This is a genomic window from Streptomyces sp. GESEQ-35, assembly GCF_017948485.1.
Taxonomy (GTDB): Bacteria; Actinomycetota; Actinomycetes; order Streptomycetales; family Streptomycetaceae; genus Streptomyces.
Map to the genome: position 1 here is coordinate 42,460 of NZ_JAFFSX010000011.1, position 23,732 is coordinate 66,191.

Annotated in this window: 13 protein-coding genes; 3 read left to right on the top strand and 10 right to left on the bottom strand. The window is 70.0% G+C overall.

Annotated elements, in window-relative coordinates:
• Positions 1 to 67: 67 nt before the first annotated feature.
• The 3 genes from treS to KCH87_RS22135 form a co-directional block, all read right to left on the bottom strand.
• Positions 68 to 1,768, bottom strand: coding sequence for a maltose alpha-D-glucosyltransferase (treS, locus tag KCH87_RS22125; RefSeq protein WP_210587942.1), 1,701 nt, complete (start codon positions 1,766 to 1,768; stop codon positions 68 to 70).
• Entirely contained in the window at positions 1,768 to 3,861 is a 2,094-nt protein-coding gene (locus tag KCH87_RS22130) for an alpha-1,4-glucan--maltose-1-phosphate maltosyltransferase (RefSeq protein WP_210587943.1), read from the bottom strand. The genes treS and KCH87_RS22130 overlap by 1 nt, the downstream gene beginning before the upstream one ends.
• A gap of 242 nt (positions 3,862 to 4,103) precedes the next feature.
• Positions 4,104 to 5,303: a S8 family peptidase gene (locus tag KCH87_RS22135; RefSeq protein ID WP_210587944.1), complete on the bottom strand. Its 1,200-nt coding sequence runs from the start codon at positions 5,301 to 5,303 to the stop codon at positions 4,104 to 4,106.
• 247 nt (positions 5,304 to 5,550) lie between these two features.
• Here KCH87_RS22135 and KCH87_RS22140 point away from each other — a divergent pair, with 247 nt between their 5' ends.
• Positions 5,551 to 8,169, top strand: coding sequence for a glycosyltransferase family 1 protein (locus tag KCH87_RS22140; protein WP_210587945.1), 2,619 nt, complete (start codon positions 5,551 to 5,553; stop codon positions 8,167 to 8,169).
• An 18-nt stretch (positions 8,170 to 8,187) separates the two neighbouring features.
• Here KCH87_RS22140 and KCH87_RS22145 read toward each other — a convergent pair whose 3' ends face one another.
• From KCH87_RS22145 to KCH87_RS22165, 5 genes are all read right to left on the bottom strand, one after another.
• The gene (locus tag KCH87_RS22145; RefSeq protein WP_210587946.1) at positions 8,188 to 8,697 is read right to left on the bottom strand and encodes a DUF1990 family protein; all 510 of its coding nucleotides are present in this window, start codon (positions 8,695 to 8,697) and stop codon (positions 8,188 to 8,190) included.
• 146 nt (positions 8,698 to 8,843) lie between these two features.
• Positions 8,844 to 10,505: a M4 family metallopeptidase gene (locus KCH87_RS22150; RefSeq protein WP_210587947.1), complete on the bottom strand. Its 1,662-nt coding sequence runs from the start codon at positions 10,503 to 10,505 to the stop codon at positions 8,844 to 8,846.
• Positions 10,506 to 10,731: 226 nt separating this feature from the next.
• The gene (locus KCH87_RS22155) at positions 10,732 to 12,783 is read right to left on the bottom strand and encodes a M4 family metallopeptidase (protein WP_210587948.1); all 2,052 of its coding nucleotides are present in this window, start codon (positions 12,781 to 12,783) and stop codon (positions 10,732 to 10,734) included.
• A gap of 277 nt (positions 12,784 to 13,060) precedes the next feature.
• Positions 13,061 to 14,761, bottom strand: a complete 1,701-nt coding sequence (locus tag KCH87_RS22160) for an ABC transporter ATP-binding protein (protein ID WP_210588148.1) — start codon at positions 14,759 to 14,761, stop codon at positions 13,061 to 13,063.
• A gap of 137 nt (positions 14,762 to 14,898) precedes the next feature.
• The gene (locus KCH87_RS22165; protein ID WP_210587949.1) at positions 14,899 to 16,611 is read right to left on the bottom strand and encodes an ABC transporter ATP-binding protein; all 1,713 of its coding nucleotides are present in this window, start codon (positions 16,609 to 16,611) and stop codon (positions 14,899 to 14,901) included.
• Between the two features lie 142 nt (positions 16,612 to 16,753).
• Between KCH87_RS22165 and KCH87_RS22170 the strand changes: the two genes are divergently transcribed.
• Together KCH87_RS22170 and KCH87_RS22175 are read left to right on the top strand one after the other, a co-directional pair.
• Positions 16,754 to 17,782 carry an amidohydrolase family protein gene (locus KCH87_RS22170; RefSeq protein WP_210587950.1) on the top strand — a complete coding sequence of 343 codons (1,029 nt, stop codon included), beginning with the start codon at positions 16,754 to 16,756 and terminating at the stop codon, positions 17,780 to 17,782.
• A 552-nt stretch (positions 17,783 to 18,334) separates the two neighbouring features.
• Positions 18,335 to 19,618, top strand: coding sequence for an MFS transporter (locus tag KCH87_RS22175; protein WP_247196600.1), 1,284 nt, complete (start codon positions 18,335 to 18,337; stop codon positions 19,616 to 19,618).
• A 257-nt stretch (positions 19,619 to 19,875) separates the two neighbouring features.
• Here KCH87_RS22175 and KCH87_RS22180 read toward each other — a convergent pair whose 3' ends face one another.
• Together KCH87_RS22180 and KCH87_RS22185 are read right to left on the bottom strand one after the other, a co-directional pair.
• Positions 19,876 to 21,735, bottom strand: coding sequence for an ABC transporter ATP-binding protein (locus tag KCH87_RS22180; protein ID WP_210587951.1), 1,860 nt, complete (start codon positions 21,733 to 21,735; stop codon positions 19,876 to 19,878).
• Positions 21,732 to 23,558 (bottom strand): ABC transporter ATP-binding protein, encoded by a 1,827-nt coding sequence (locus tag KCH87_RS22185; protein ID WP_210587952.1) that lies wholly within the window; start codon positions 23,556 to 23,558, stop codon positions 21,732 to 21,734. Before KCH87_RS22185 ends, KCH87_RS22180 begins: the two co-directional genes overlap by 4 nt.
• Positions 23,559 to 23,732 lie beyond the last annotated feature (174 nt).

Sequence of the window (23,732 nt, forward strand, 5' to 3'; positions counted from 1 at the left end):
GGGTGTTACTGATGCGTGCCCCGGGCGGGACGGGGGAAACCGCCCCGCCCGGGTTGTTCGGCGTTGCCTACTGGGGGTCCTTGCGGAGCCTGAACCAGTAGAAGCCGTGGCCTCCGAGAGTCAGCAGATACGGCAGCTCGCCCACGGCCGGGAACCGCACCCCGCCGAACAGCTCGACCGGGTGGCGCCCCTTGAAGCGCCGCAGGTCCAGCTCGGTGGGCTGCGCGAACCGGGAGAAGTTGTTCACGCACAGTACGAGATCGTCCTCGTATTCGCGCAGGAACGCGATGACCGCCGGGTTGGAGGACTGTAGTTCGGTGTAGGAGCCGAGTCCGAAGGCCGGGTTCTGCTTGCGGATCTCGATCATGCGGCGGGTCCAGTGCAGCAGCGACGACGGCGACGACATCGACGCCTCGACGTTCGTGACCTGGTAGCCGTAGACCGGATCCATGATCGTCGGCAGGAACAGGCGGCCCGGGTCGCAGGACGAGAAGCCCGCGTTGCGGTCCGGGGTCCACTGCATCGGCGTACGCACCGCGTCGCGGTCGCCCAGCCAGATGTTGTCGCCCATGCCGATCTCGTCGCCGTAGTAGAGGATCGGCGAGCCCGGCAGGGACAGCAGCAGGGCCGTGAACAGCTCGATCTGGTTGCGGTCGTTGTCGAGGAGCGGCGCGAGCCGGCGGCGGATGCCGATGTTGGCGCGCATACGCGGGTCCTTCGCGTATTCCGCCCACATGTAGTCGCGTTCCTCGTCGGTGACCATTTCCAGGGTCAGCTCGTCGTGGTTGCGCAGGAAGATGCCCCACTGGCAGTTGGAGGGAATCGCGGGGGTCTTCGCGAGGATTTCCGAGACCGGGTAGCGGGATTCCCGGCGTACGGCCATGAAGATGCGCGGCATCACCGGGAAGTGGAACGCCATATGGCATTCGTCGCCGCCCGACGAGTAGTCGCCGAAGTAGTCGACGACGTCCTCCGGCCACTGGTTCGCCTCCGCCAGCACCACCGTGTCCGGGTAGTGGGCGTCGATTTCCTTCCGTACCCGTTTGAGGAATTCATGGGTCGCCGGGAGGTTCTCGCAGTTGGTGCCCTCCTTCTGGTACAGATACGGCACCGCGTCCAGGCGGAAGCCGTCGATACCGAGGTCCAGCCAGAACCGCAGGGCGGAGATGATCTCCTCCTGGACGGCCGGGTTCTCGTAGTTGAGGTCCGGCTGGTGGGAGAAGAAGCGGTGCCAGTAGTACTGCTTGCGGACCGGGTCGAAGGTCCAGTTGGAGGCCTCGGTGTCGACGAAGATGATCCTGGCGTCCTGGAACTGCTTGTCGTCGTCGGCCCAGACGTAGTAGTCGCCGTAGGGGCCGTCGGGGTTGGCGCGGGACTCCTGGAACCACGGGTGCTGATCGCTGGTGTGGTTCATGACGAAGTCGATGATGACGCGCATGCCCCGCTGATGGGCGGAGTCGACGAACTCCACGAAGTCGGCGAGGTCGCCGAACTCGGGCAGGACGGCCGTGTAGTCGGAGACGTCGTAACCGCCGTCCCTGAGCGGTGACTTGAAGAACGGCGGCAGCCACAGGCAGTCCACGCCCAGCCACTGTAGATAGTCCAGTTTGGCCGTGATGCCCTTGAGGTCGCCGACGCCGTCGCCGTTGCTGTCCTGGAAGGAGCGGACGAGGACCTCGTAGAAGACGGCTCGTTTGAACCAGTCCGGGTCGCGGTCCCTGGCCGGAGTGTCCTCGAAGGTGTCCGGGACGGGCTCGTTGACGATCATTATGTGGGTGACCCTCCGATCTGCGGGGTGGACGGTCGCAGGACGGTCAGGATGTGCGCGGGCCTCCTGCCCGGCTCGAGGCGCACATAGTTGGCCCTGCCCCAGTGATATGTCTCGCCGGTGAGCTCGTCGCGCACCGGCACCGACTCGTGCCAGTCCAGGCCGAGTTGCGGCATGTCCAACGAGACCGTGGCCTCCTGGGTGTGGTGGGGATCGAGGTTGGCGACCACCAGAACCGTGTTCGATCCGCTCCGCTTCGAGTACGCGATCACCGAATCCTGGTCCGCGTGGTGGAAATGGAGATCGCGCAACTGCCGCAGTGCCGGATTCGCCCGGCGGATCGTGTTGAGTCGGGTGATGAGCGGGGTGATGGTGTGTCCCGCTGCTTCGGCCGCTGCCCAGTCGCGGGGCTTGAGCTGGTATTTCTCCGAGTCGAGGTATTCCTCGCTGCCTTCGCGCAGGGGCACGTTCTCGCAGAGTTCGTAGCCGCTGTAGACGCCCCAGGTCGGTGACAGGGTGGCCGCCAGTACGGCCCGAACCTCGAAGGCCGGCCGCCCGCCTTGCTGGAGATACGCGTGCAGAATGTCGGGGGTGTTGACGAAGAAGTTCGGCCGCATATAGCCGGCCGCCTCACCTGAGAGCTCCGTCAGATACTCCGTCAGCTCCTGCTTTTCGTTGCGCCAGGTGAAATAGGTGTACGACTGCTGGAAACCGATCTGCGCCAGGGTGTGCATCATCGCCGGCCGGGTGAACGCCTCCGCCAGGAAGATCACATCCGGGTCGGTGCGGCCGATGTCCGCCAGCACCCGCTGCCAGAAGACGACCGGCTTGGTGTGCGGATTGTCCACCCGGAAGATCCGCACCCCGTGGCCCATCCACAACCGCAGCACCCGCAGCGTCTCCGCGACGAGCCCGTCCAGGTCCGCGTCGAAGGCGATCGGATAGATGTCCTGGTACTTCTTCGGCGGATTCTCCGCATACGCGATCGACCCGTCCGGACGGTGATGGAACCACTCCGGGTGCTTCTGCACCCACGGATGATCCGGCGAACACTGCAACGCGAAATCCAGCGCCACCTCCATCCCCAGCGCCCGCGCCCGCGCGACGAACCAGTCGAAGTCCTCGAAGCTGCCCAGCTGCGGGTGGATCGCGTCGTGCCCGCCCTCCGGTGAGCCGATCGCCCACGGCACACCCACGTCCTGCGGGCCGGGGTTGAGGGTGTTGTTGCGGCCCTTGCGGAACGTGCTGCCGATCGGATGGACGGGCGGCAGATACACCACGTCGAAGCCCATGGCGGCGATCGCCGGCAACCTGCGGGCCGCCGTACGGAACGTCCCGTGCGGCTCCTCGACCGTGCCCTCCGAACGCGGGAAGAACTCATACCAGGACCCGAACAGCGCCCGCTCCCGCTCCACCAGCAACGGCAACGCCTCCGACACGGTCACCAACTCCCGCAACGGATACCGCGCCAGCACCGCGTCGACCTCGGGTGTCAGGGCGGCGGCCAGCCGGGAGGAGGCCGGACGGGTCTCGTCCCTGAGGGCGGCGACGGCGGCGAGGACGGCCTCCCGCTTGCCGCCGTTTCGGGGCACGCCGGCCACTGCCCGTTCGTAGAGCCGGGCGCCCTCGGCCAGGACCAGGTCGGTGTCGATCCCGGCCGGGATCTTGATGTGGGCGTGGTGCCGCCAGGTGGAGACCGGATCGCCCCAGCCCTCCACGGTGAACGTCCACAGGCCGGTCCGGTCGGCGACGACCTCGGCTCCCCAGCGGTCGGTGCCCGGCGCGAGCTCCCGCATGGGGGTCCATGGTCCGGGACGGCCGTCCGGATCCTTCAGTACGACATTGGCGGCGACCGCGTCATGGCCCTCGCGGAACACGGTCGCCGAGACCTCGAACGGCTCGCCGGTGACGGCCTTCGCGGGCCTGTGTCCGCGCAGGACGACCGGGCGGACGTCGAGGACGGGTATGCGCCCGACGCCCGCCGTGCCGCCCGCGGAGGGTGGCTCCGGGGCCGGAGCAGCGGCGTAGGGGCGCACGGGAAGTGCGTCGGTGCTGGATGTCGTGGGTGGTGACGAGTGGTGCGTGGCGGGCATGACCGCTCCTGTCCGCGTCAACGTGGGTGCGGGCGGATGGGGGTGGGGAGGTGGGTCCTGCGGGCGTCTTCCAGGGTGCTGCTGTGGCGTGACGGTGGTGTGACTGTGGCGTGTACCGCAGGAGCCTTCCCACCCTATTCGGGTGGGCAATCCGGCACTTTGTTAACTACTCACGCGTATGTCTACACACAAGTCCGGCTCCGTTCGAGAGGAACGGAGCCGGTCCTGGGAATCTGACGCAATCAGCGCGGTACTTGCAGGAGTTTGTTCGGTGAGCCCAGGCCTCGCCCGGAGACTTTCCCGGCCGCCGCCCCCGCGACGAGTGCCTTGGCGACCTGTGCGGGCGTCGCCTTCCGGTGGCCCGCCAGATACAGCGCGGCCGCGCCCGCGGCGTGCGGCGACGCCATCGACGTACCGGAGTAGGTCGCCCTGCCGGTGTTGCTCGCGATGGACGCCGAGGTGATCGACACGCCCGGGGCGAACAGGTCGAGGGCCGAGCCGAAGTTCGAGAAGCCCGCCCGTGCGTCCTTCTTGTCGGTCGCGCCGACCGTGATCGCCTCCCGTACCCCCGCGGGGGAGTAGAGGGAGGCCGGCAGTCCGTCGTTGCCCGCCGCGACCGTGTACGTCACGCCGGACCTGACGGAGTTGCGTACGGCCGCGTCCAGCTGGGCGTTGGAGTAGCCGCCCAGGCTGAGGTTGGCGACCGCCGGCTTCTTCGCGTGCTTCGTCACCCAGTCGATGCCCGCGATGACCTTGGCCGTGGTGCCCGCGCCCGCGTTGTCGAGGACGCGTACGGCGACGACCTTGGCCTTCTTGGCGACGCCATAGCTCTTGCCCGCGACGGTGCCGGCGACATGCGTGCCGTGTCCGTTGCCGTCACCGGCGGATCTGTCGTTGCCGACGAAGTCCCAGCCGTAGCTCGCCCGTCCGCCGAAGTCCTTGTGGCCGATCCGGATGCCGGTGTCGATGACGTACACGGTCACACCGCTGCCCGCGGAGTCCGGCCAGGTGTACGACTTGTTCAGCGGCAGGTTCTTCTGGTCGATGCGGTCGAGCCCCCAGGACGGCGGGTTCTTCTGCGTGTGGTCCAGGGTCACGCGGGTGTCCTGGACGACCGAGGCGACGCGGGAGTCCGCCGCGAGGAGCCTCGCCTGTCTCTCGTTCGCCTGCACGGCATAGCCGTTGAGGACCGTGCCGTAAGTGTGGCTGATTTTCGCCCCGTACTTCTCGGCGAGACTCTTTCCGGCCGCCGACGGAGCCGTTGTGCCCCCCTTGAGTGTGACCAGATAACTTCCTCCCACGGAGCCGGGTGCACCGGCGCCGAGTATCTTCCCCTCTGGTGCGGCGTGCGCGGGCAGGGGCGTGGCCGAAATCGCCGCGGCACAGGTCACCGCGGCCAGGCCTCCCACCCAGCGCAGACGCCGAGTTCGCGTCCGTGTCATGTCCCCCCTTTTCATGTTCCCCTCCTCCACTCCACTTGGCAGCCTCTCGTGCGGTGTGAAGCGCCACAAGGTGGCCCACAGGGGCGGAATCGGCCAGATCGGTCATGGGGCATGTGTGAACTTTGGGGTGAGATGATCGTCCAGACCCGTAATTGCCTCCAGCGAGGGCGGCACCAGGACCGGTACCGTCTTCGGGGACGCTGACGCACACCGCCGTGCGTCATCCGGCAAAGCGTTGAGGTGGAATGTGAAGGCGATCCGTCGATTCACCGTCCGACCCGTTCTCCCCGAACCCCTCCGGCCGCTCAGCGATCTCGCGCGCAATCTCCGCTGGTCCTGGCATGCGGAGACCCGCGACCTCTTCCAGTCCGTCGATCCGGAGCGCTGGGCCGCCTCGGACGGCGACCCGGTGCGCCTCCTCGGCAGCCTGCCGCCCGGCCGGCTCTCCGAACTCGCCGGGGACGACACCTTTCTGCGCCGCCTCACCGCGGCCGCCGACGACCTGAACACCTATGTGACCGGCGACCGCTGGTACCAGACCCAGTCCGCCGAACTCCCCACCGCCGTCGCCTACTTCTCCCCGGAGTTCGGCATCACGGCCGCGCTGCCCCAGTACTCCGGCGGCCTCGGCATCCTGGCCGGCGACCATCTGAAGGCGGCCAGCGACCTGGGCGTCCCGCTGATCGGCGTCGGGCTCCTCTACCGCCACGGCTACTTCCGCCAGTCCCTCTCCCGGGACGGCTGGCAGCAGGAGCACTACCCGGTCCTCGACCCGAACGAGCTGCCGGTCGCCCTCATCAAGGAGCCCGACGGCACCCCCGCCCAGGTCTCCATCGCCCTCCCCGGCGGCCGCTCGCTGCACGCCCGCATCTGGCTGGCCCAGGTGGGCAGGGTCCCCCTCCTGATGCTCGACTCGGACGTCGAGGAGAACGACCTCGGCGAACGCGGCGTGACCGACCGGCTCTACGGCGGCGGCAGCGAGCACCGGCTGCTCCAGGAGATGCTGCTGGGTATAGGGGGTGTCCGGGCCGTACGGACGTACTGCCGGCTGACCGGCCACCCCGCGCCCGAGGTCTTCCACACCAACGAGGGACACGCGGGCTTCCTCGGTCTGGAGCGCATCGCGGAACTCGTCGATGCCGGGCTGGACTTCGACGCCGGTCTGGAAGCGGTCCGGGCGGGCACCGTCTTCACGACACACACCCCCGTCCCGGCCGGCATCGACCGCTTCGACCGCGAGCTGGTCGCCCGCCACTTCGGCCCCGACGCCGAACTCCCGCGCATCGACGTCGAACGCATCCTCCACCTGGGCATGGAGACCTACCCGGGCGGTGAACCGAACCTCTTCAACATGGCCGTGATGGGCCTGCGTCTGGGCCAGCGCGCCAACGGCGTGTCCCTGCTCCACGGCCACGTCAGCCGCGAGATGTTCTCCGGGCTGTGGCCGGGATTCGACCCCGACGAGGTGCCGATCACCTCGGTGACGAACGGAGTGCACGCCCCGACCTGGGTCGCCCCCGAGGTCTTCCGGCTGGGTGCCCGGCAGATCGGGGTCCAGCGCACCGAGGACGCGATGACGGTGGGCGGCTCGGACCGCTGGGACGCGGTCGGGGAGATCCCGGACCAGGACATCTTCGAGCTGCGGCGGGTCCTGCGCGAACAGCTGGTCGTGGAGGTACGGCGGCGGCTGCGGGCCTCCTGGCGGCAGCGCGGGGCGGGGAGCGCCGAGTTGGGGTGGATCGACGGCGTGCTGGATCCGGACGTGCTGACGATCGGGTTCGCGCGGCGGGTCCCGTCGTACAAGCGGCTGACGCTGATGCTGCGCGACCGTGACCGGCTGATGGATCTGCTGCTGCACCCCGACCGGCCGATCCAGATCGTCGTGGCGGGCAAGGCGCATCCGGCGGACGACGGCGGAAAGCGCCTGGTGCAGGAGCTGGTCCGGTTTGCGGACGACCCGCGGGTCCGCCACCGCATCGTCTTCCTGCCCGACTACGGCATGGCGATGGCGCAGAAGCTCTACCCCGGCTGCGACATCTGGCTGAACAACCCGCTCCGGCCGCTGGAGGCGTGCGGCACGAGCGGGATGAAGGCGGCGCTCAACGGCTGTCTCAACCTGTCCGTGCTGGACGGCTGGTGGGACGAGTGGTTCCAGCCGGACTTCGGCTGGGCCGTCCCGACCGCCGACGGCACGGGGACGGACCCGGACCGGCGGGACGACATAGAGGCCGCGGCGCTGTACGACCTGCTGGAACAGCGGGTGACGCCGCGCTTCTACGAGCGCGGTCAGGGCGGGCTGCCCGACCGGTGGATCGAGATGGTCCGCCAGACCATCACCCTGCTCGGGCCGAAGGTGCTGGCCGGGCGCATGGTGCGGGAATACGTCGAGCGGCTCTACACACCGGCCGCGCACGCGCACCGCGCGATGACGCCGGACTCCGCCCGGGAACTCGCCGTCTGGAAGCGGCGGGTGCGCTCCGCGTGGCATGCGGTGACCGTCGACCACGTGGAGACATCGGTCGCTTCGGCCACCGCGGAACTCGGTACGACACTCAATCTGCGGGTCCGCGTCGGTCTCGGCGACCTCGCGCCGGACGACGTGGAGGTGCAGGCGGTGTCGGGGCGCGTCGACCCCGAGGACCGGATCACGGACGCGGCGACGGTGCCGCTGAAGCCGGTGGGTGGGCCGGACCTGGAGGGGCAGTGGGTGTACGAGGGTCCGCTCTCCCTCGACCGCACCGGGCCGTACGGCTACACGGTCCGGATTCTGCCCGCGCATCGTCTGCTGGCGTCCGGCGCTGAGCTGGGGCTGGTGGCGGTGCCTTCGGAGGAGCTGGCGGAGGCGGCGGGCGTGCTGATGCGGTGAGCCGGGGTGCGGTGAGCCTCAGAACTCCTCGTGCGGAGCGCACAGCCGGCGCAGTGTCGCGCCGAGCCGGCGGGCGTACGCGTGCTGTAGGCCCCGGGTCGCCGGCCCGCCTGCGCGCGCGTACCACTTCGCGCCCCGGCTGAAGGCGGACACCGTCAGCCAGACGGTGCCGTCGCCGGTGCGTTCGACGAGGAACGCCTCCTCGCCGCACTCCGGGTGGCCGGTGAGGGTGCCGTACGCCCAGCCGGCCCTGCGGTGTTCCTCCACCGTCCAGACCACGCGGCAGGGGGCCTTGATGAGGCCGGCGAGGGTGACGGTGACGTCCACGCCGGGTTCCGCGCGGTCGGCGGTGGCGTCGATGCCCACGCCCATCGCGCGGTGCATCTCCCAGGTCAGGACCGCTTCCGTCGCGTGGCGGAAGACCGGCTCGCCTTCGCCGATTCGGGTGCGCACATGCATGGGGTGGAAGCCGGGCGGGCAGAAGCCGCTGTCGCGGGTCGCGCCGACGTGGTCGTACGTGAAGGCCATGGGAGCCAAGGGTAGGGCGGCACCCGGGAATGCCTTCGCTCCGGGTGCCGCCCCTGTCAACTTTGTGTCAGCCAAGCGGTCTTGATGAGGCCCGCTGCGGTGTCGCGCCCGCCCGCGGGTTCATCGCCACGCTTCCAGCGGAGCGCTCAGCTGACGTTGACCGCGCTCCAGGCCGCCGCGACGGCCTTGTACTCGGTGCTGTCCGATCCGTACAGGTCGGAGGCCGCGCTCAGGGTCGCCGTGCGGGCGGCCGCGTACTTGGTCGTCGAGGTCATGTACTCGGTCAGGGCCTTGTACCAGATCTGGGCGGCCTTGTCCCGGCCGATGCCGGTGACCGTGGAGCCGTTGGACGTCGGGGAGTCGTAGCTCACCCCGTTGATCGTCTTCGCGCCGCTGCCCTCCGAGAGGAGGAAGAAGAAGTGGTTCGCCGGGCCCGAGGAGTAGTGGACGTCGAGGCCGCCCAGCGAGGACGACCAGTTGTCGGCCGAGTTGCCGTCCTTGCTCGGCTTGTCCATGTAGCGCAGCGGGCTGCCGTCGCCGTTGATGTCGATCTTCTCGCCGATGAGGTAGTCACCGACGTCGGAGGAGTTGTCGGCGTAGAACTCCACCGCCGTGCCGAAGATGTCGGACGTCGCCTCGTTGAGGCCGCCGGACTCGCCGGTGTAGTTGAGGCCCGCCGTGTTGGAGGTGACGCCGTGGCTCATCTCGTGGCCCGCCACGTCCAGGGAGGTGAGCGGCTTGACGTTGCCCGTGCCGTCGCCGTACGTCATGCAGAAGCAGTCGTCGGACCAGAAGGCGTTGACGTACGCGTTGCCGTAGTGGACGCGGGAGTAGGCGGCGACGCCGTCGTTCTTGATGCCGCTGCGGCCGAACGTGTTCTTGTAGAAGTCCCAGGTCTCCTGCGCGCCGTACGCGGCGTCGACGGCCGCGCTCTGGTCGCTGGAGGAGCTGGAGGCCGCGCCGGTGCCCCAGGTGTCGTCGGCGTCCGTGAACAGCGTGCCGGTGCCGGAGGTGCCGCGGGCGAGGTTGTACGTCTTGTGGCCGCCGCGCGTGCCGTCGGTGAGGTTGTACGTCGAGCCGGACTGCGTGGTGCCGATGGTCACCGTGCCCGAGTACACGCTCTTGCCCGTGCCGGTCTCGATGCCCTGGTACTCGTACAGCTTCTTGCCCGTGGCCGCGTCCGTGATGACGTGCAGCTCGTTCGGGGTGCCGTCCTCCTGGAGGCCGCCGACGACCGTCTCGAAGGCGAGGGTCGGCTTGCCGTCGGCCGCCCAGATGACCTTGCGGGGCGCGTCCGAGGCCTCCGACTTGGTGGAGCCCGCGGCCTTGGCGAGCTTCACGGCCTGCTGCTCGGCGGTCGCCTTGGTGATCTCGGGGGACAGGTCGGCGACCTTGATGGCCGCCTTCGTCGCCTTGGTGACACCCTTGGTCGCGCCCGACGCGGCCTCGTGGACGACCAGGTCGCCGCCGAGGACCGGCAGGCCGGCGTAGGTGCGCTCGTAGCGGGTGTGGACGGTGCCGTCGGCGTCCTTGATGACGTCCCTGACGACCAGCTTCTCCTCGGCGCCGAGACCTATCTCGTCGGCCGTCTCCGTCGTGGCAGCGTCCGCCTGCTTGATCAGGGTGGTGCGGGCGGCCGGGGTGAGGGGCATCGGGACGGCGGCGACCTTGTCGGTGCCGGACTGCTCGGGCTGGGCCGAGGCACCGGTGGTCAGACCGGTGGTGAGGAGGGCTCCGGCCGCGATCGCGGTGGCGATGGCCAGAGTGGTGCGCTTGTGACGCGCGTAGTGGGGGGTCTGCGGGGTCACACATGCTCCTTATGTGGGGGGTTGCTTGAGCAGTTGTGCGGCGGTGGGGGAAGAGTGACACCGGAGGCGCGTACATGTCAGGACCCCGAAGTGATGTTGGCTGAAACTCGACTGTCCGGTTAACGTTTCGGGAATGTGAACGCGGGTGCCGCCCCGGGGAGTTGAACCACCGGGACGGCACCCTGAATGCGAGGCCTGCGTCTGACGGCCGTACGGCCTTACGGCTCTACGGGAACGTCAGACTCCAGCTGCTGATGTAGCCCGTGTCCACGGCCGCGTTGTCCTGGACCCGCAACTGCCAGGTGCCGTTGGCGACTTCGGAGGAGGCGTTCACCGTGTACGTGGTGTTGAGGTTGTCCGCGCTCCCGCCGGTGCCGTACGCCTTCAGTGTGTACGCCGTGCCGTCGGGGGCGACCAGCTGTACCTGGAGGTCACCGACGTAGGTGTGCACGATGTCCACCGCGACCGCGAGGTTCGACGGCGCGTTGCCGGTCCGCCCGGACACGGTGATCGGCGAGGTCACCGCCGCCCCGTTGTCCGGAATCGATACGTCCGCCGCGTTCTCGAAGGACGTACCGCCGCCTCCGCCACCGCCGGGACGCGCGCCGACCGCGATGCCGGCCCAGGCGTTCTGCACCGCCGTGTACTCGGGGCTCGTCGTGCCGTACAGCTCACCGGTGGCCGCGAGCGTGCCGGTGCGGGCGGCCGCGTAGTTGGTGGTCGAGGTGAACTTGGTGGTCAGCGCGCGGAACCAGATCTTCTCCGCCTTGTCCCGGCCGATGCCGGTGACCGGAAGGCCGTCCGCGGTGGGCGAGTTGTAGGTGACACCGTTGATGGTCTTGGTGCCGCTGCCCTCGCTCAGCAGATAGAAGAAGTGGTTCGCGGGGCCCGACGAGTAGTGCACGTCGGACGACCCGATCCCGGAGAACCAGTTGTCGTAGGAGGAGCCGTCCTGGTCGGGCTCGTCCATGTACCGCAGCGGCGTGCCGTCGCCGTTGATGTTGATCTCCTCGCCGATGAGGTAGTCACCGACGTCGGAGGAGTTGTTGGCGTAGAACTCGACGGTCGAGCCGAAGATGTCGGAGGTCGCCTCGTTGAGGCCGCCCGACTCACCGCTGTACTGCAGGCCCGCGGTGTTGGAGGTGAGCCCGTGGGTCATCTCGTGCGCGGCCACGTCGATGGACGTCAGCGGGTTGGCGTTGCCCGAGCCGTCGCCGTACGTCATGCAGAAGCAGCTGTCGGACCAGAACGCGTTGACGTAGTTGTTGCCGTAGTGGACCCGGGAGTAGGCGCCGACGCCGTCGCCCTTGATGCCGCTGCGGCCGTGCACGTTCTTGTAGTAGTCCCAGGTGAGCGCCGCGCCGTAGTGCGCGTCCGCGCCCGCCGACTCCAGGTTGGACGGGGTGCCGTTGCCCCAGATGTCGTCGGCGCCGGAGAAGAGCGTGCCGGTGCCGGAGGTGCCGCGGTTGAGGTTGTACGTCTTGTGGCCGCCGCGGGCGCCGTCGGTGAGGTTGTACGTCGATCCCGACTGCGTGGTGCCGAGCGTGACCGTGCCGGAGTACACCGTGTTGCCGGTGCCGGTCTCGATCGCCTCCCACTCGTACAGCTTCTCGCCGGTGGTGGCGTCCGTGATGACGTGCAGTTCCTGCGGGGTGCCGTCGTGCTGGAAGCCGCCGACGACCGTCTCGAACGCCACGGTCGGGGTGCCGCTCGCGGCCCAGATCACCTTGCGGGGTGCGCGGTTGACGTCGGGGCTCTTGGCGTCCTCGGCCTTCGCGGCGGCCAGCGCCTGCTTCTCGGCCTTGGCGGCGGACAGGGCGGCCGTCGTGGTCGCCGGTTTGACGGCGGCGCGGGTGGCCTTCACGACGGCCTCGGTCGCGCCGGACTTGGCGGTCTCGACGACGAGGTCACCGCCGAGGACGGGGAGACCGTCGTACGTCCGCTCATAGCGGGTGTGGACCGTGCCGTTGCCGTCCTTGAGGACGTCACGGACGACCAGCTTCTCCTTGGCGCCCAGGCCCAGGTCCTTCGCGGTGTCCGCCTTGGCGGCATTGGCCTCGCGTATCAGCTCGGCGCGCTGGGCGGGGGTGAGCTTGACGGACTCGGCGCCCGGTATGACCTTGCCCGCGGCCGACGGTGCCTTCTCCGGGGCTGCGGTGGCGGCGCCCGACTGGACGGCCGCGGCGATCAGGGCGGCGGCGCCCACGAGTGCCACGGCGGTGACGCGGCGAGGGGTGGGTCTGTGGGAGGTGCGTCTGTCTGAGGAACTGCGTCTCAACACTGACTCCTTCTGCGCGGCCGCGGATCGCGCGGCCAGGGGAGACCGGCCGGCTGGGGGGCCGTCCGGGCAGAACGGGGCGTTACGCGGAACCACGTGCGGGAGCGTCGGCCGGACACAGCGGTGTGGTCGAACTGTGGGGTTGCTGTGGTGTGGCCGTGGGAAGAGTGGCAGCAGAACGCGGTTCCTGTCAGGGGCGCGTCAGAAAGTTGGCCGGAAATCGTCCGTTGTCCGGGAGTTGACGTTCGGTATGCGGACTCGTCCGGATGTGGGCGTCCTAGGCCATACGGTCCCCGTGCCACGTCCGCCACAGCCGCGCATACGCCCCGCCTGCCGTCACCAGCTCCTCATGCGTGCCGAGTTCGGTGAGGCGGCCGTCCTCCATCACGGCCACGCGGTCGGCGTCGTGGGCCGTGTGCAGGCGGTGGGCGATGGCGATGACCGTGCGGCCCTCGAGTACGGCGGCCAGGGCGCGCTCGGTGTGGCGGGCGGTCGTCGGATCCAGCAGGGCCGTGGCCTCGTCGAGGATCAGGGTGTGCGGGTCGGCCAGCACGACCCGGGCGAGGGCGAGTTGCTGGGCCTGCGGCCCGTCCGTACGGCGGCCCCCCTCGCCGAGCGCGGTGTCGAGGCCGCCCGGCAGCTCCCGGACCCAGGCGTCGGCGCCCACCGCGGTGAGCGCGGCCCACAACTCCTCGTCCGTGGCGGCCGGTTCGGCGATGAGGAGGTTGTCGCGGACCGTGCCGATGAACACATGGTGCTCCTGGGTGACCAGCACGACCTGGCGGCGCAACTGCTCGGGGCCGAGGGCGACGACGGGCACGCCGCCCACCGTCACGGTGCCCTCGGTCGGCGCGTCGACGCCGGCCAGCAGCCTGCTCAGGGTCGTCTTCCCGGCGCCGGACGGCCCGACCACCGCCAGCCGTTCCCCGGGCCGCACCGTCAGATCGACGCCGCGCAGCACCTCGCCGCCGCGGTCGTAGGCGTACCGCACGCCGGTCACGTCGATCCGGTCGTCCGCCGGGGCCGGGGAGTCCCGGTCGGTCACCTGCGGAGCCGTCGCCAGCCCCTCCACCCGGGCGAACGAGGCGCTGCTCGCCTGTAGTTGCTCGATCCGCATCAGGACCTCGTCGAGCGGCTGACCGAGCCGTTGCAGATACAGGGCGGCCGTCACCACCGCGCCGAGGCTCAGCGCGCCCCGTTCCAGCAGCACGCCGCCGAGCAGCAGCACGAGCGCCACCGGCACGACGTACGAGACCTCCACCACCGGGAAGAACCCGGTGCGCAGGAACAGCGTGTACAGGCGGGTCCGCTTGGCCGTCTCCAGGGCGTCCCGGCTCGCCTCGGTCCGCCGGTCCGTCAGCCGCAGCGCCTCCACCGTGCGGGCGCCGGACGCGGTCGCCGAGAGGATCTCGGCGACCTGGGAGGTGGCCGCGCCCTCGGCGAGGTAGCCGTCGCGGGCCCGGCGCAGATACCACCGCAGTGCGTACCGGATGCCGATCAGGCCGAGCAGTCCGCAGGCCCCGAGCCGTGGGTCGATGACGAAGACCGCGCCGATCAGGAAGAGCGCCTGCACGCCGCTGACCAGGAGAATCGGGCCGATGTCCCGCAGGGTGGTGCCGACGGTCGCCACGTCGGCCGTGCCGCGGGAGGTGAGGTCGCCGGTGCCGGCGCGTTCCACGGTGGACGCGGGCAGTGCGAGTGTTCTGTCGACGAACTGCTCGCGTACGCGGGCCAGGGTGCGTTCGCCGAAGCGGTATGCCACGAGGCGTGCCCAGCGGGTGAGGGTCAACTGTGCCAGTGCGCAGAGGAGGATCGCCAGCGCCAGGCGGTCCACTGCCTCTACGCCGCGCCCGGCCCGCACGTTGTCGATGATCCGTCCGAGCAGCCAAGGGCCTGCGAGGCCGGCGCCGGCGGCGAGTGAGTTCAGGGTCAGTACGACGGTGAAGGCCCGTCGGTCGGCCCGGATCAGGCGGATCATCGCGCTGCGTACGGCTGCGGGTGCGGCGATGGGGAGGTGTGCGGCTACTGGGTCGGGGCCTGGGGTGGTGTGCCGGGTGCGGGTGCGTGGGGGCTTGTCGCGCAGTTCCCCGCGCCCCTTGGGGGGTTGTTGGGCTGTCAATTCAGGAGCTCCTCGGCGTCTTCGTCCCGTGCCACGAGCGCCCGGTATCCCGGCTCCCCGTGCAGTAGTTCGTGGTGGGTGCCGGTGGCTGCCACCTTGCCGTCGACCAGGTAGTGCACGGTGTCCGCGCGGTCGAGGACCAGCGGGGAGGTGGTGGTGACGACGGTCGTACGGCCGTCCCGCGCCGCGTGCAGCCGTTCCGCCACCCTGGCCTCGGTGTGGGCGTCCAGTGCGGAGGTCGGTTCGATGGCCAGGAGGATCTCGGGGGCGGCGAGAAGGGCGCGGAGGAGCCGTATGCGCTGGCGCTGGCCGCCGGAGAGGTTGCGGGCCTGGGCGTCGATGGCGGAGTCGAGGGCGTCGGGCAGGGCCTGCACGATGTCGTCGGCCACGGCGGCGTGCACTGCACGGGCGATGTCCTCGTCGTCGGGGGTGCCGCGGCCGCTGACCGACTCGCGCAGGGTTCCGGCGAACAGGTCTGCCTCGTGCTCGGCGACCAGGATGCGCTCCCGGATCTGCGGCAGCGGGATATCGGTCAGCGGGATCCCGCCCCAGGTCGCCGTCGACGGCACATAGCGGCCGAGCCGGTCGATCACGTCCGTGGCGTCGGCGGGGCGGGCGGCGGCCAGCGCGGTCAGCCGGCCCGGCCGTACCCGTACCCCCGACTCGGGATCGTGCAGTACGGCGGGCTCCGAGGGCGCCGGACGCGTCCCGTTGTCCGGCACCGGCTCCAGCCGCAGGAACCGTACGACTCGCCGCGCCGCCACCACGCCCCGGCTGATCTGATAGCCGCACTCGACGAGGAACCCGACCGGCGCCACCAGGACCGCGACATAGCCGTACACCGACACCAACTCGCCGACGGTGATGTCCCCTTGGGCGGCGAGCCGGGCCGCGAGCCAGGTCACCACGCCGAGGAACAGCGTCGGCAGCCCGGTGCCGAACGCCTGGATCCAGCTGCTCACCGCCCCGACCCGGTACCCCTGCGCCAGCAGCCGCCGCGAGCCCCGGTGGAAGGCGTCGGCGAACAGCCCTTTCCCGCCGAGGCCGTTGAGGACGCGCAGTCCGCCGGCGAGGTCGCCGATCCGCGCGGTCAGTACCCCCTGCCGCTCGCGGTACTCGGTCTCCGTGCCCTGGAGCCGGGCCAGCAGCGGTACGACGAGGGCGGCGACCAGCGGCATCCCGAGCAGCACCACCACCGCGATGGGCACCGACACCGACAGCAGCAGCGCGGCGACCACGAGATACGCGACGACGGACCCGAGGCCGGGCCCGATGATCGTCAGGGCCTGGCTGATCGTCAGCACGTCGCCGACGCCGATCGTCACGACCTCCCCGGCGCCGGCCCGCCGCGGCAGCGCCGCCCCCAGCCGGATCGCCTGTCCGACGACGACCTTGACCGTGCGGAAGTTGGCGTCCATCCGCACCCGGGTCATCGTGCGGTGCCGCATGATGCTCAGCCAGGCGTTGAAGGCCCCCACGGCGAACAGGGCGCCCGTCCAGCCGGCCAGTGCGGCGAAGTCGCCCGGTTCGAGCCCCTCGTCGATCGCCCGGGACAGCAGATGCGGCGCCGCCGCCAGCAGCACCATCCACGTACTGCCGAGCAGCGCCCCGGCGAGCGACCGTCCCGGCTGCCTGGTCACCAGCCACCACAGGTACCGGCCGCCGCCGCGACAGTCGGGCTTCCCGGGATCCTCATACGCGTCGATCATGCGTCCCTCGAAGAAAGATCTCGTCCAAGACATTGTCAACAATTTGGTTGGCCATTACCTTGGCCGAGGTCTTCCCGCTGGTCTCGTATTCGCTGCTCCCGTCTCCGCTGCTCCCGTTTCCGTCGCTCCGAACAGGATCGCCATGATCATCGACTGTCATGGTCACTACACCACTGCCCCGCCCGCGCTGGAAGCGTGGCGCAACCGGCAGATCGCCTCGCTCACAGACCCCTCGGTCGCCCCCGCCCGCGCCGACCTGCGCATCAGTGACGACGAGCTGCGCCACAGCATCGAGCCGAACCAGCTGCGGCTGATGGACGAGCGAGGCATCGACGTGACGGTATTCTCGCCGCGCGCGTCCTTCATGGCCCACCACGTGGGGGACTTCAGGACGTCCGCCGAATGGGCCGCCCTCTGCAACGAGCTCTGTTTCCGCGTCAGCACCCTGTACCCGGAGCGCTTCGTGCCCGCCGCGATGCTCCCGCAGTCGCCCGGCACCGACCCCGCCACCTGCATCCCCGAACTCACCCGTTGCGTCGAGGAGTACGGAGCCGTCGCCCTCAACCTCAACCCCGACCCCTCGGGCGGCCACTGGACCGCACCACCGCTCACCGACCGGTCCTGGTACCCGGTCTACGAGAAGATGACCGAGTACGACATCCCGGCCATGGTGCATGTCAGCACGAGCGTCAACCCCGCTTTCCACACCACCGGGGCGCACTACCTCAACGCCGACACCACGGCCTTCATGCAGCTCGTTCAGGGCGATCTGTTCCGGGACTTCCCCACCCTGCGCCTGATCATCCCGCACGGCGGCGGCGCCGTCCCCTACCACTGGGGCCGGTTCCGGGGCCTCGCGATGGCACTGGGCAAGCCTGAGCTGGAGGAACACGTCCTGGGCAACGTCTACTTCGACACCTGCGTGTACCACCAGCCAGGACTGGACCTGCTCTGTGACGTCATCCCGGTCCGGAACATCCTCTTCGCCTCGGAGATGATCGGCGCCGTCCGCTCCGTCGACCCGTGCACCGGCCACCACTTCGACGACACACGCCGCTACGTCGAAGCGGCCGTCGGCCTCTCCACGGACGACCTCCCCGCGATCCAGGAGCACAACGCCCGCGCCGTGTACCCCCGCCTGGACGCGCTGCTCAAACGCCAGGGCCGCTGACACTGCGCCTGCTGGGCGTTGCCGACGGCGCCCAACAGCACTACGACAGCGGCGCGTTCAAGGCCATCTGCCACTTCCTGATCGACTGGTCGGCCCAGAACGGCGTGCGCCGGCTCGACTTCCAGGCACCGAACCCTTCCTCAGCAAGGGGACGTACCAGTGGAAGCGACGGTTCGGCACCCGGGTGATCCAGCCGCCCAACCACTTCGGTGCCAAACGGCTCTGGTGCCACGTACGGCGGGACACACCCGCGGTGCCGGACTTCCTGGCCGCCAACCCGCTGCTCGCCGAGACCCCGCACAGGACCGTCTGTACCGGCCCGGTCGCCGCCGGCTATGATTCCCTCGGTTTCCGGAATCCCCCTCTCCCACGGTCGGCTCCTCGTCGGCCGCTTCCAGGGACAGGGTCAGCGGTCATCGGACCGGCAGGTTCCGTCTCGAGAAACCGGCTTCCCGCTTCACTCCACACCTTCGCGTATCGCTCAACACCCTTCGTGTGTCGTGCGGTACGCACATTTGGCATGCCCCCATGTGAAAGGACGCGCCCAACCCCATGACCTCCCTCCCCCAGAAGGGCGTCGACGACCCGACACCCGAGGCGCCGCAGATCCCGCTGCGCCGTGTCCCCGGTTTTCGCCGGTTCTGGCTGTCGCGCGCGATCTCCGGGCTGGGATCCGCGATCACCGCGGTGGCCCTGCCGGTGCTGACCTTCCAGGAGACCGGCTCACCGCTGATGGTCTCCCTGGTGGCGGCCGCCGCGACCCTGCCCTATGTGGTCTTCGGGCTGATCGCCGGCACCGTCGCGGACCGGATGGACCGGCGCCGCCTGATGATCGTCACCGACTGGCTCAACGCCGTCTGCATCGCCACCGTCCCCCTCGCCTCCGCGCTGGGCGTCCTGACCGGCGGGCAGGTCCTCTTCGTGGCCCTCGCCTCGGCCAGCCTCACCCTCTTCTTCGAGGCGGGCGTGTACGGCTTCGTCCCCGACATCGTCGGCAAGGACAAGCTGACCGAGGCCAACAGCTCCATCTACGGCGCGCAGACGGTCGTACGCATCGCCGGGAACGCCGTGGCGGGCGGCCTGATCGTCGTCTTCCGCCCCGCCGGCACACTGGCGCTCGACGCCCTGTCCTTCGCCGTGTCCGCCCTGCTCCTCAGGGCCGTCGCACGCACCGTCACCTGGCCCGAGAGGCCGAAGGCGGCGAAGCGGCCGGGGTTCAAGGAGTCCATCCGGGAGGGTCTGCACTTCCTCTGCCACCACCCGACGCTGCGCCTCATGACCGTGGTCGGCACCCTCCAGTCGTTCTCCGGCGGCGCCATCATCGGGCAGCTCGTCGTCTTCGCCGACCGGGTGCTGGGCATCCATGGATCCGACGGACGGATAGGTCTGCTGTACATGGCGTGGAGCGCCGGAGGCATCGGCGGGTCGTTGCTGCTGCCCCGGCTGCGGCGCCGCTTCGAGGCCGTCCCCCTGCTTCTGGGGGTGCTCCCGCTCGGAGCGCTGCTGGGCCTGGTGGTCGTCCTCACCTCCGACTGGCGGATCACGCTGGTCGCGCTGACCGTGTGGGGATCGGCCTACCTCGTCGTCCTGGTGAACACGATGACGTACTCCCAGGAGGTGACGCCGTCCGAGCTACAGGGGCGGGTCAACACGACGCGTCGGATGCTCTCCTCGGGCCTGGGTGTCCCGCTCGGCGCTCTGGTGGCCAGCGCGCTCACGGTGCGGGTCGGCATCCAGGCCGGGATGTCCACGGCCGTGGTCTCGATCGCCCTGGCGGCCGTGCTGGTCTGGGGTGTTCAGGCGCGCCGGTGGCTGCGGCCGGCGGAAGGGGCGTAGCGGCTGTGGCAGCTCCGGGGCGCCGACGGTCAGGAGGGCGGGGTGGGCTGTGGGGCGGCCCCGACGAGGCCGGCCGGAGCGCCGCCGAGGCCGGGATATGGGAGGCCCAGGCCGATGCTTGGACGAACTTCCTGGCGATCCAGCCGAAGAAGGCGTCCGCGACCGCGGTCCGCTGGGGTTCGGGCAGCAGGGTCCGCTACGTGGCGTTGACCCGCTCGACCCAGCACCTCACCGTCCAGCGCGAGCGCGAGCGCGGCTCACGCCAGGCTGTCCCGCCAGGCCCGGTGCAGATCCGCGAACCGGCCGGTGCCCGCGATGAGTTCGTCCGGCGTCCCGTCCTCGACGATCCGCCCGTGCTCCATCACCAGCACCCGGTCGGCGATCTCGACCGTGGACAGCCGGTGCGCGATCACCACGGCCGTACGGCCGCGCAGCACCGTCGACATGGCCCGCTGCACGGCCCGTTCGCCCGGCACGTCCAGTGAGCTGGTCGCCTCGTCGAGGATCAGCACGGCCGGGTCGGCGAGCAACGCGCGGGCGAAGGCGACCAGTTGGCGCTGTCCGGCGGAGATACGGCCGCCCCGTTTCCGTACGTCGGTGTCGTAGCCGTCGGGCAGCGCGGCGATGAACTCGTGCGCGCCGATCGCCTTCGCGGCACCCTCGATGTCCTCCCGGGTGGCGTCCGGGCGGCCGATCGCGATGTTCTCGGCGACCGTGCCGGAGAACAGGAACGACTCCTGCGTCACCATCACCACCCCGCGCCGCAGTTCGGGCACGTCGAGGTCGCGCAGATCGACGCCGTCCAGCAGGACCCGCCCGGCGGAGGGGTCGTAGAACCGGGCGAGCAGCTTGGCCAGTGTCGACTTGCCCGCGCCGGTCGAGCCGACCACGGCGATCGTCTGCCCGGCGGGGACGGTGAGGTCGAAGCGGGGGAGGACCTCACCGCCGGTGCGGTAACCGAAGCTGACGGCGTCGAAGACGACCTGGCGGCCGGGGTGCTCCGTCTCAAGTGCGGGAAGCTGCTTGGGAGTCGACGGCTCGGGCACGGACGGCGTCTGGGCGAGCAGCCCGGCGATCTTCTCCAGCGAGGCGGCCGCCGACTGGTACGAGTTGAGGAACATGCCGAGCCGGTCGATGGGGTCGTACAGCCGCCGCAGATAGAGCACGGCGGCGGCGAGAACACCGAGCGCCAGGGAGCCGCCCGCCACCCGGTAGGCACCCCACAGCACGATGCCCGCGACGGCGGTGTTGGCGACCAGCCGCGATCCGATGACATAGCGGGCCATCTCCAGCAGCGCGTCCCCGTTGATGCGCTCGTGCCGCGTGTTGAGGACGCGGAAGTCGGCGTCGTTGGCGGTCTCACGGCGGAAGGCGCGCACCGGGCGGATGCCGTTCATCGTCTCGACGAACTTCACGATGACGGCGGCGATGGCGGTGGACCGGATCCGGTACACGCGTACCGCGCGCCGCTGGTAGACCCGTACCAGGAGATAGAGCGGCACGAACGACGCCACCGCCACGGCCCCCAGCTCCAGATCAAGCCAGAGCAGCATCGCCGAGATGTAGGCGAAGGACAGGACCACGGTCACCAGCTCCTGAAGCCCCTCGTTGAGGAGCTCGCGCAGCGACTCGACGTCCGTCGTGGAGCGGGAGATGAGCCGGCCCGAGGTGTACCGCTCGTGGAAGTCGATGCTCAGCGCCTGCGCGTGCCGGAAGATACGGCCGCGCAGGTCGAGCAGCACGTCCTGATTGACGCGGGCCGCGGCGATGACGAACCAGTACTGGAGCCCGCCGGACGTCAGCGCGCACAGCAGATAGCCGACGGCCACCGCGATCAGCGGCCCGTTGTCGTGCGCACGGAACGCCGGTACGGCGCTGTCGATGGCGTACGCCACCAGCAGCGGGCCCGCCTGCACGGCCGCCTGCTGGAGCAGCAGCAGGAAGGTCGTGAGGGCGACCCGGGACTTCATCGGGGCGAGCAGCGAGCGCAGAAGAGCAGCCGTCGCGCCCGGGGGAGTGGGCAGGACGTCGCGGTCGAAGGGGTCGTTCGCGCCGGGCGGGCGCGGGGCGTCCTGTTCGTCGCCTGCGGCGGGGGCGGAGGTCGTGGGCGCGGTCATCGGTCGTCCTCCTCGTCCCCGGACATCAGATGGGCGTACTCGGCGTTCGTGCGCAGCAGTTCGGGGTGGGTGCCCACGGCGGTGATACGGCCGCCGGAGAGCAGGGCGACCCGGTCGGCGAGCAGCACGGTGGACGGGCGGTGGGCGACGATCAGGGCGGTGGTGTCCGCGAGCACCCGCCGCAGGGCGGCCTCCACCGCGGCCTCCGTATGCACGTCGAGGGCGGACAGCGGATCGTCCAGCACCAGGAACCGCGGCCGGCCCACGACCGCCCGCGCGAGCGCGAGGCGCTGCCGCTGGCCGCCGGAGAGACTGAGGCCCTGCTCGCCGACCTGGGTGTCCGTGCCCTGGGGGAGCGCGTACGCGAAGTCGGCCTGGGCGACGGCGAGTGCACGGCGCAGCTCCTCGGCGCCGGCCTCGTCGTCGGCGCCCATCAGGACGTTGTCCCCGACGCCGGCGGAGAACAGGGTGGGCTCCTCGAAGGCGACCGCGACGAGCTCGCGCAGCGTTTCTCTGGGGAGGTCGGCTATGTCCTGTCCGTCGAGGGTGATCCGGCCCGAAGTCACCTCATGGAGCCGGGGGATGAGCGCGGTGAGGGTCGTCTTGCCGCTTCCGGTTGCGCCGACGAGGGCCATGGACTCGCCGGGGCGTATGTGGAGGTCTATGCGGTCGAGGGTGGGAGGGGAGTCTTCGGTGGCGTCGGGATAGCGGAATCGGACGTTGTGGAAGCGGATGCCTTCGTTGTCGGGTGCGGGTGCGTGGGGGCTTGTCGCGCCCACGCGGCGGAGCCGCATATGTGACAGCCCCGCGCCCCTATGGGGCGCTGCTGCCTCCGGGATTTCATCCATTACCTCGAAGTATCGTTCCGTCGCTGTTGCCGCCTCCTGGCTCATCGCCAGCAGAAAGCCGATCGAATCCACCGGCCACCGAAGAGCCAGCGCCGTCGACAAAAACGCCACCAACGTCCCCGCCGACAAAGCCCCGTCAGCCACCTGCACCGTCCCCAGCACCAGCGCCGCCCCGATCGCCACCTCCGGCAGCGTCACGATGACGCCCCAGATCGTGGCCAGCAGACGAGCCTTCCGCAGCTCCGTCCCCCGCAGGGTCCTGGACAGCTCGCGGAAGGCATGTGCCTGACTGCGATGGCGTCCGAAGCCCTTGATGATCCGGATGCCGAGCACGCTCTCCTCGACGACGGTCGTCAGATCCCCGACCTGGTCCTGCGCCCGCCGCGCGACCTCGGCATAGCGCCGCTCGAAGATGACGCAGGTGATCAGCACGGGTATGGCAGGACCGAGGATGACCAGTCCCAGCGTCCAGTCCTGGACCAGCATGATGACCACGCCGATGAGGATCGTCACTCCGTTGACCAGCAGGAACGTCAGCGGAAAGGCCAGGAACATACGCAGCAGCATCAGGTCGGTCGTGCCCCGGGACAGCAACTGCCCCGACGCCCACCGGTCGTGGAACGCCACCGGCAACCGCTGGAGATGCCGGTACAGATCCGCCCGCATCTCCGCCTCGACATGCGACAGCGGCCGCGCCACCAGCCACCGGCGCAGCCCGAACAGCAACGCCTCCGCGACCCCGAGCAGCAGCAGATACAGCGCCCCGAGCCACACCCCCGCCGGATCCCGCTCGGCGACCGGCCCGTCCACCATCCACTTCAGGACGAGCGGAATCACCAGCCCCGCACACGAGGCGAGCACCGCGACGAACGCGGCGGTGAACAGCCGCACCCGCACCGGCCGCACGTACGGCCACAGACGCAGGAGGGTTCTGACGGCGGAGCGTTCCTCGGTGGTTGCACGTGGCGTGGACATCATCAGCGAGCCTACGGATCGGCACTGACAACGCCCACCGAGTTTTGGCCGGACCCCAATCGGCCGCTGGTCCTACGACCTGCGTGTTCGAGGAGTCGTACGGACGTCATCGGTGGGGTCGTACGCCGCCATCAACCGATCGGTTGATGCGCCTTCGAGCGCGACGGCCGATGT

Excerpts from the sequence above, each read along its gene's own strand:
- KCH87_RS22135 (WP_210587944.1), bottom strand. The coding sequence starts at position 5,303 with ATGACACGGACGCGAACTCGGCGTCTGCGCTGGGTGGGAGGCCTGGCC.
- treS (WP_210587942.1), bottom strand. The coding sequence starts at position 1,768 with ATGATCGTCAACGAGCCCGTCCCGGACACCTTCGAGGACACTCCGGCC.
- KCH87_RS22170 (WP_210587950.1), top strand. The coding sequence starts at position 16,754 with ATGATCATCGACTGTCATGGTCACTACACCACTGCCCCGCCCGCGCTG.
- KCH87_RS22130 (WP_210587943.1), bottom strand. The coding sequence starts at position 3,861 with ATGCCCGCCACGCACCACTCGTCACCACCCACGACATCCAGCACCGAC.
- KCH87_RS22185 (WP_210587952.1), bottom strand. The coding sequence starts at position 23,558 with ATGTCCACGCCACGTGCAACCACCGAGGAACGCTCCGCCGTCAGAACC.
- KCH87_RS22145 (WP_210587946.1), bottom strand. The coding sequence starts at position 8,697 with ATGGCCTTCACGTACGACCACGTCGGCGCGACCCGCGACAGCGGCTTC.
- KCH87_RS22180 (WP_210587951.1), bottom strand. The coding sequence starts at position 21,735 with ATGACCGCGCCCACGACCTCCGCCCCCGCCGCAGGCGACGAACAGGAC.
- KCH87_RS22160 (WP_210588148.1), bottom strand. The coding sequence starts at position 14,761 with ATGATCCGCCTGATCCGGGCCGACCGACGGGCCTTCACCGTCGTACTG.
- KCH87_RS22165 (WP_210587949.1), bottom strand. The coding sequence starts at position 16,611 with ATGATCGACGCGTATGAGGATCCCGGGAAGCCCGACTGTCGCGGCGGC.
- KCH87_RS22175 (WP_247196600.1), top strand. The coding sequence starts at position 18,335 with ATGACCTCCCTCCCCCAGAAGGGCGTCGACGACCCGACACCCGAGGCG.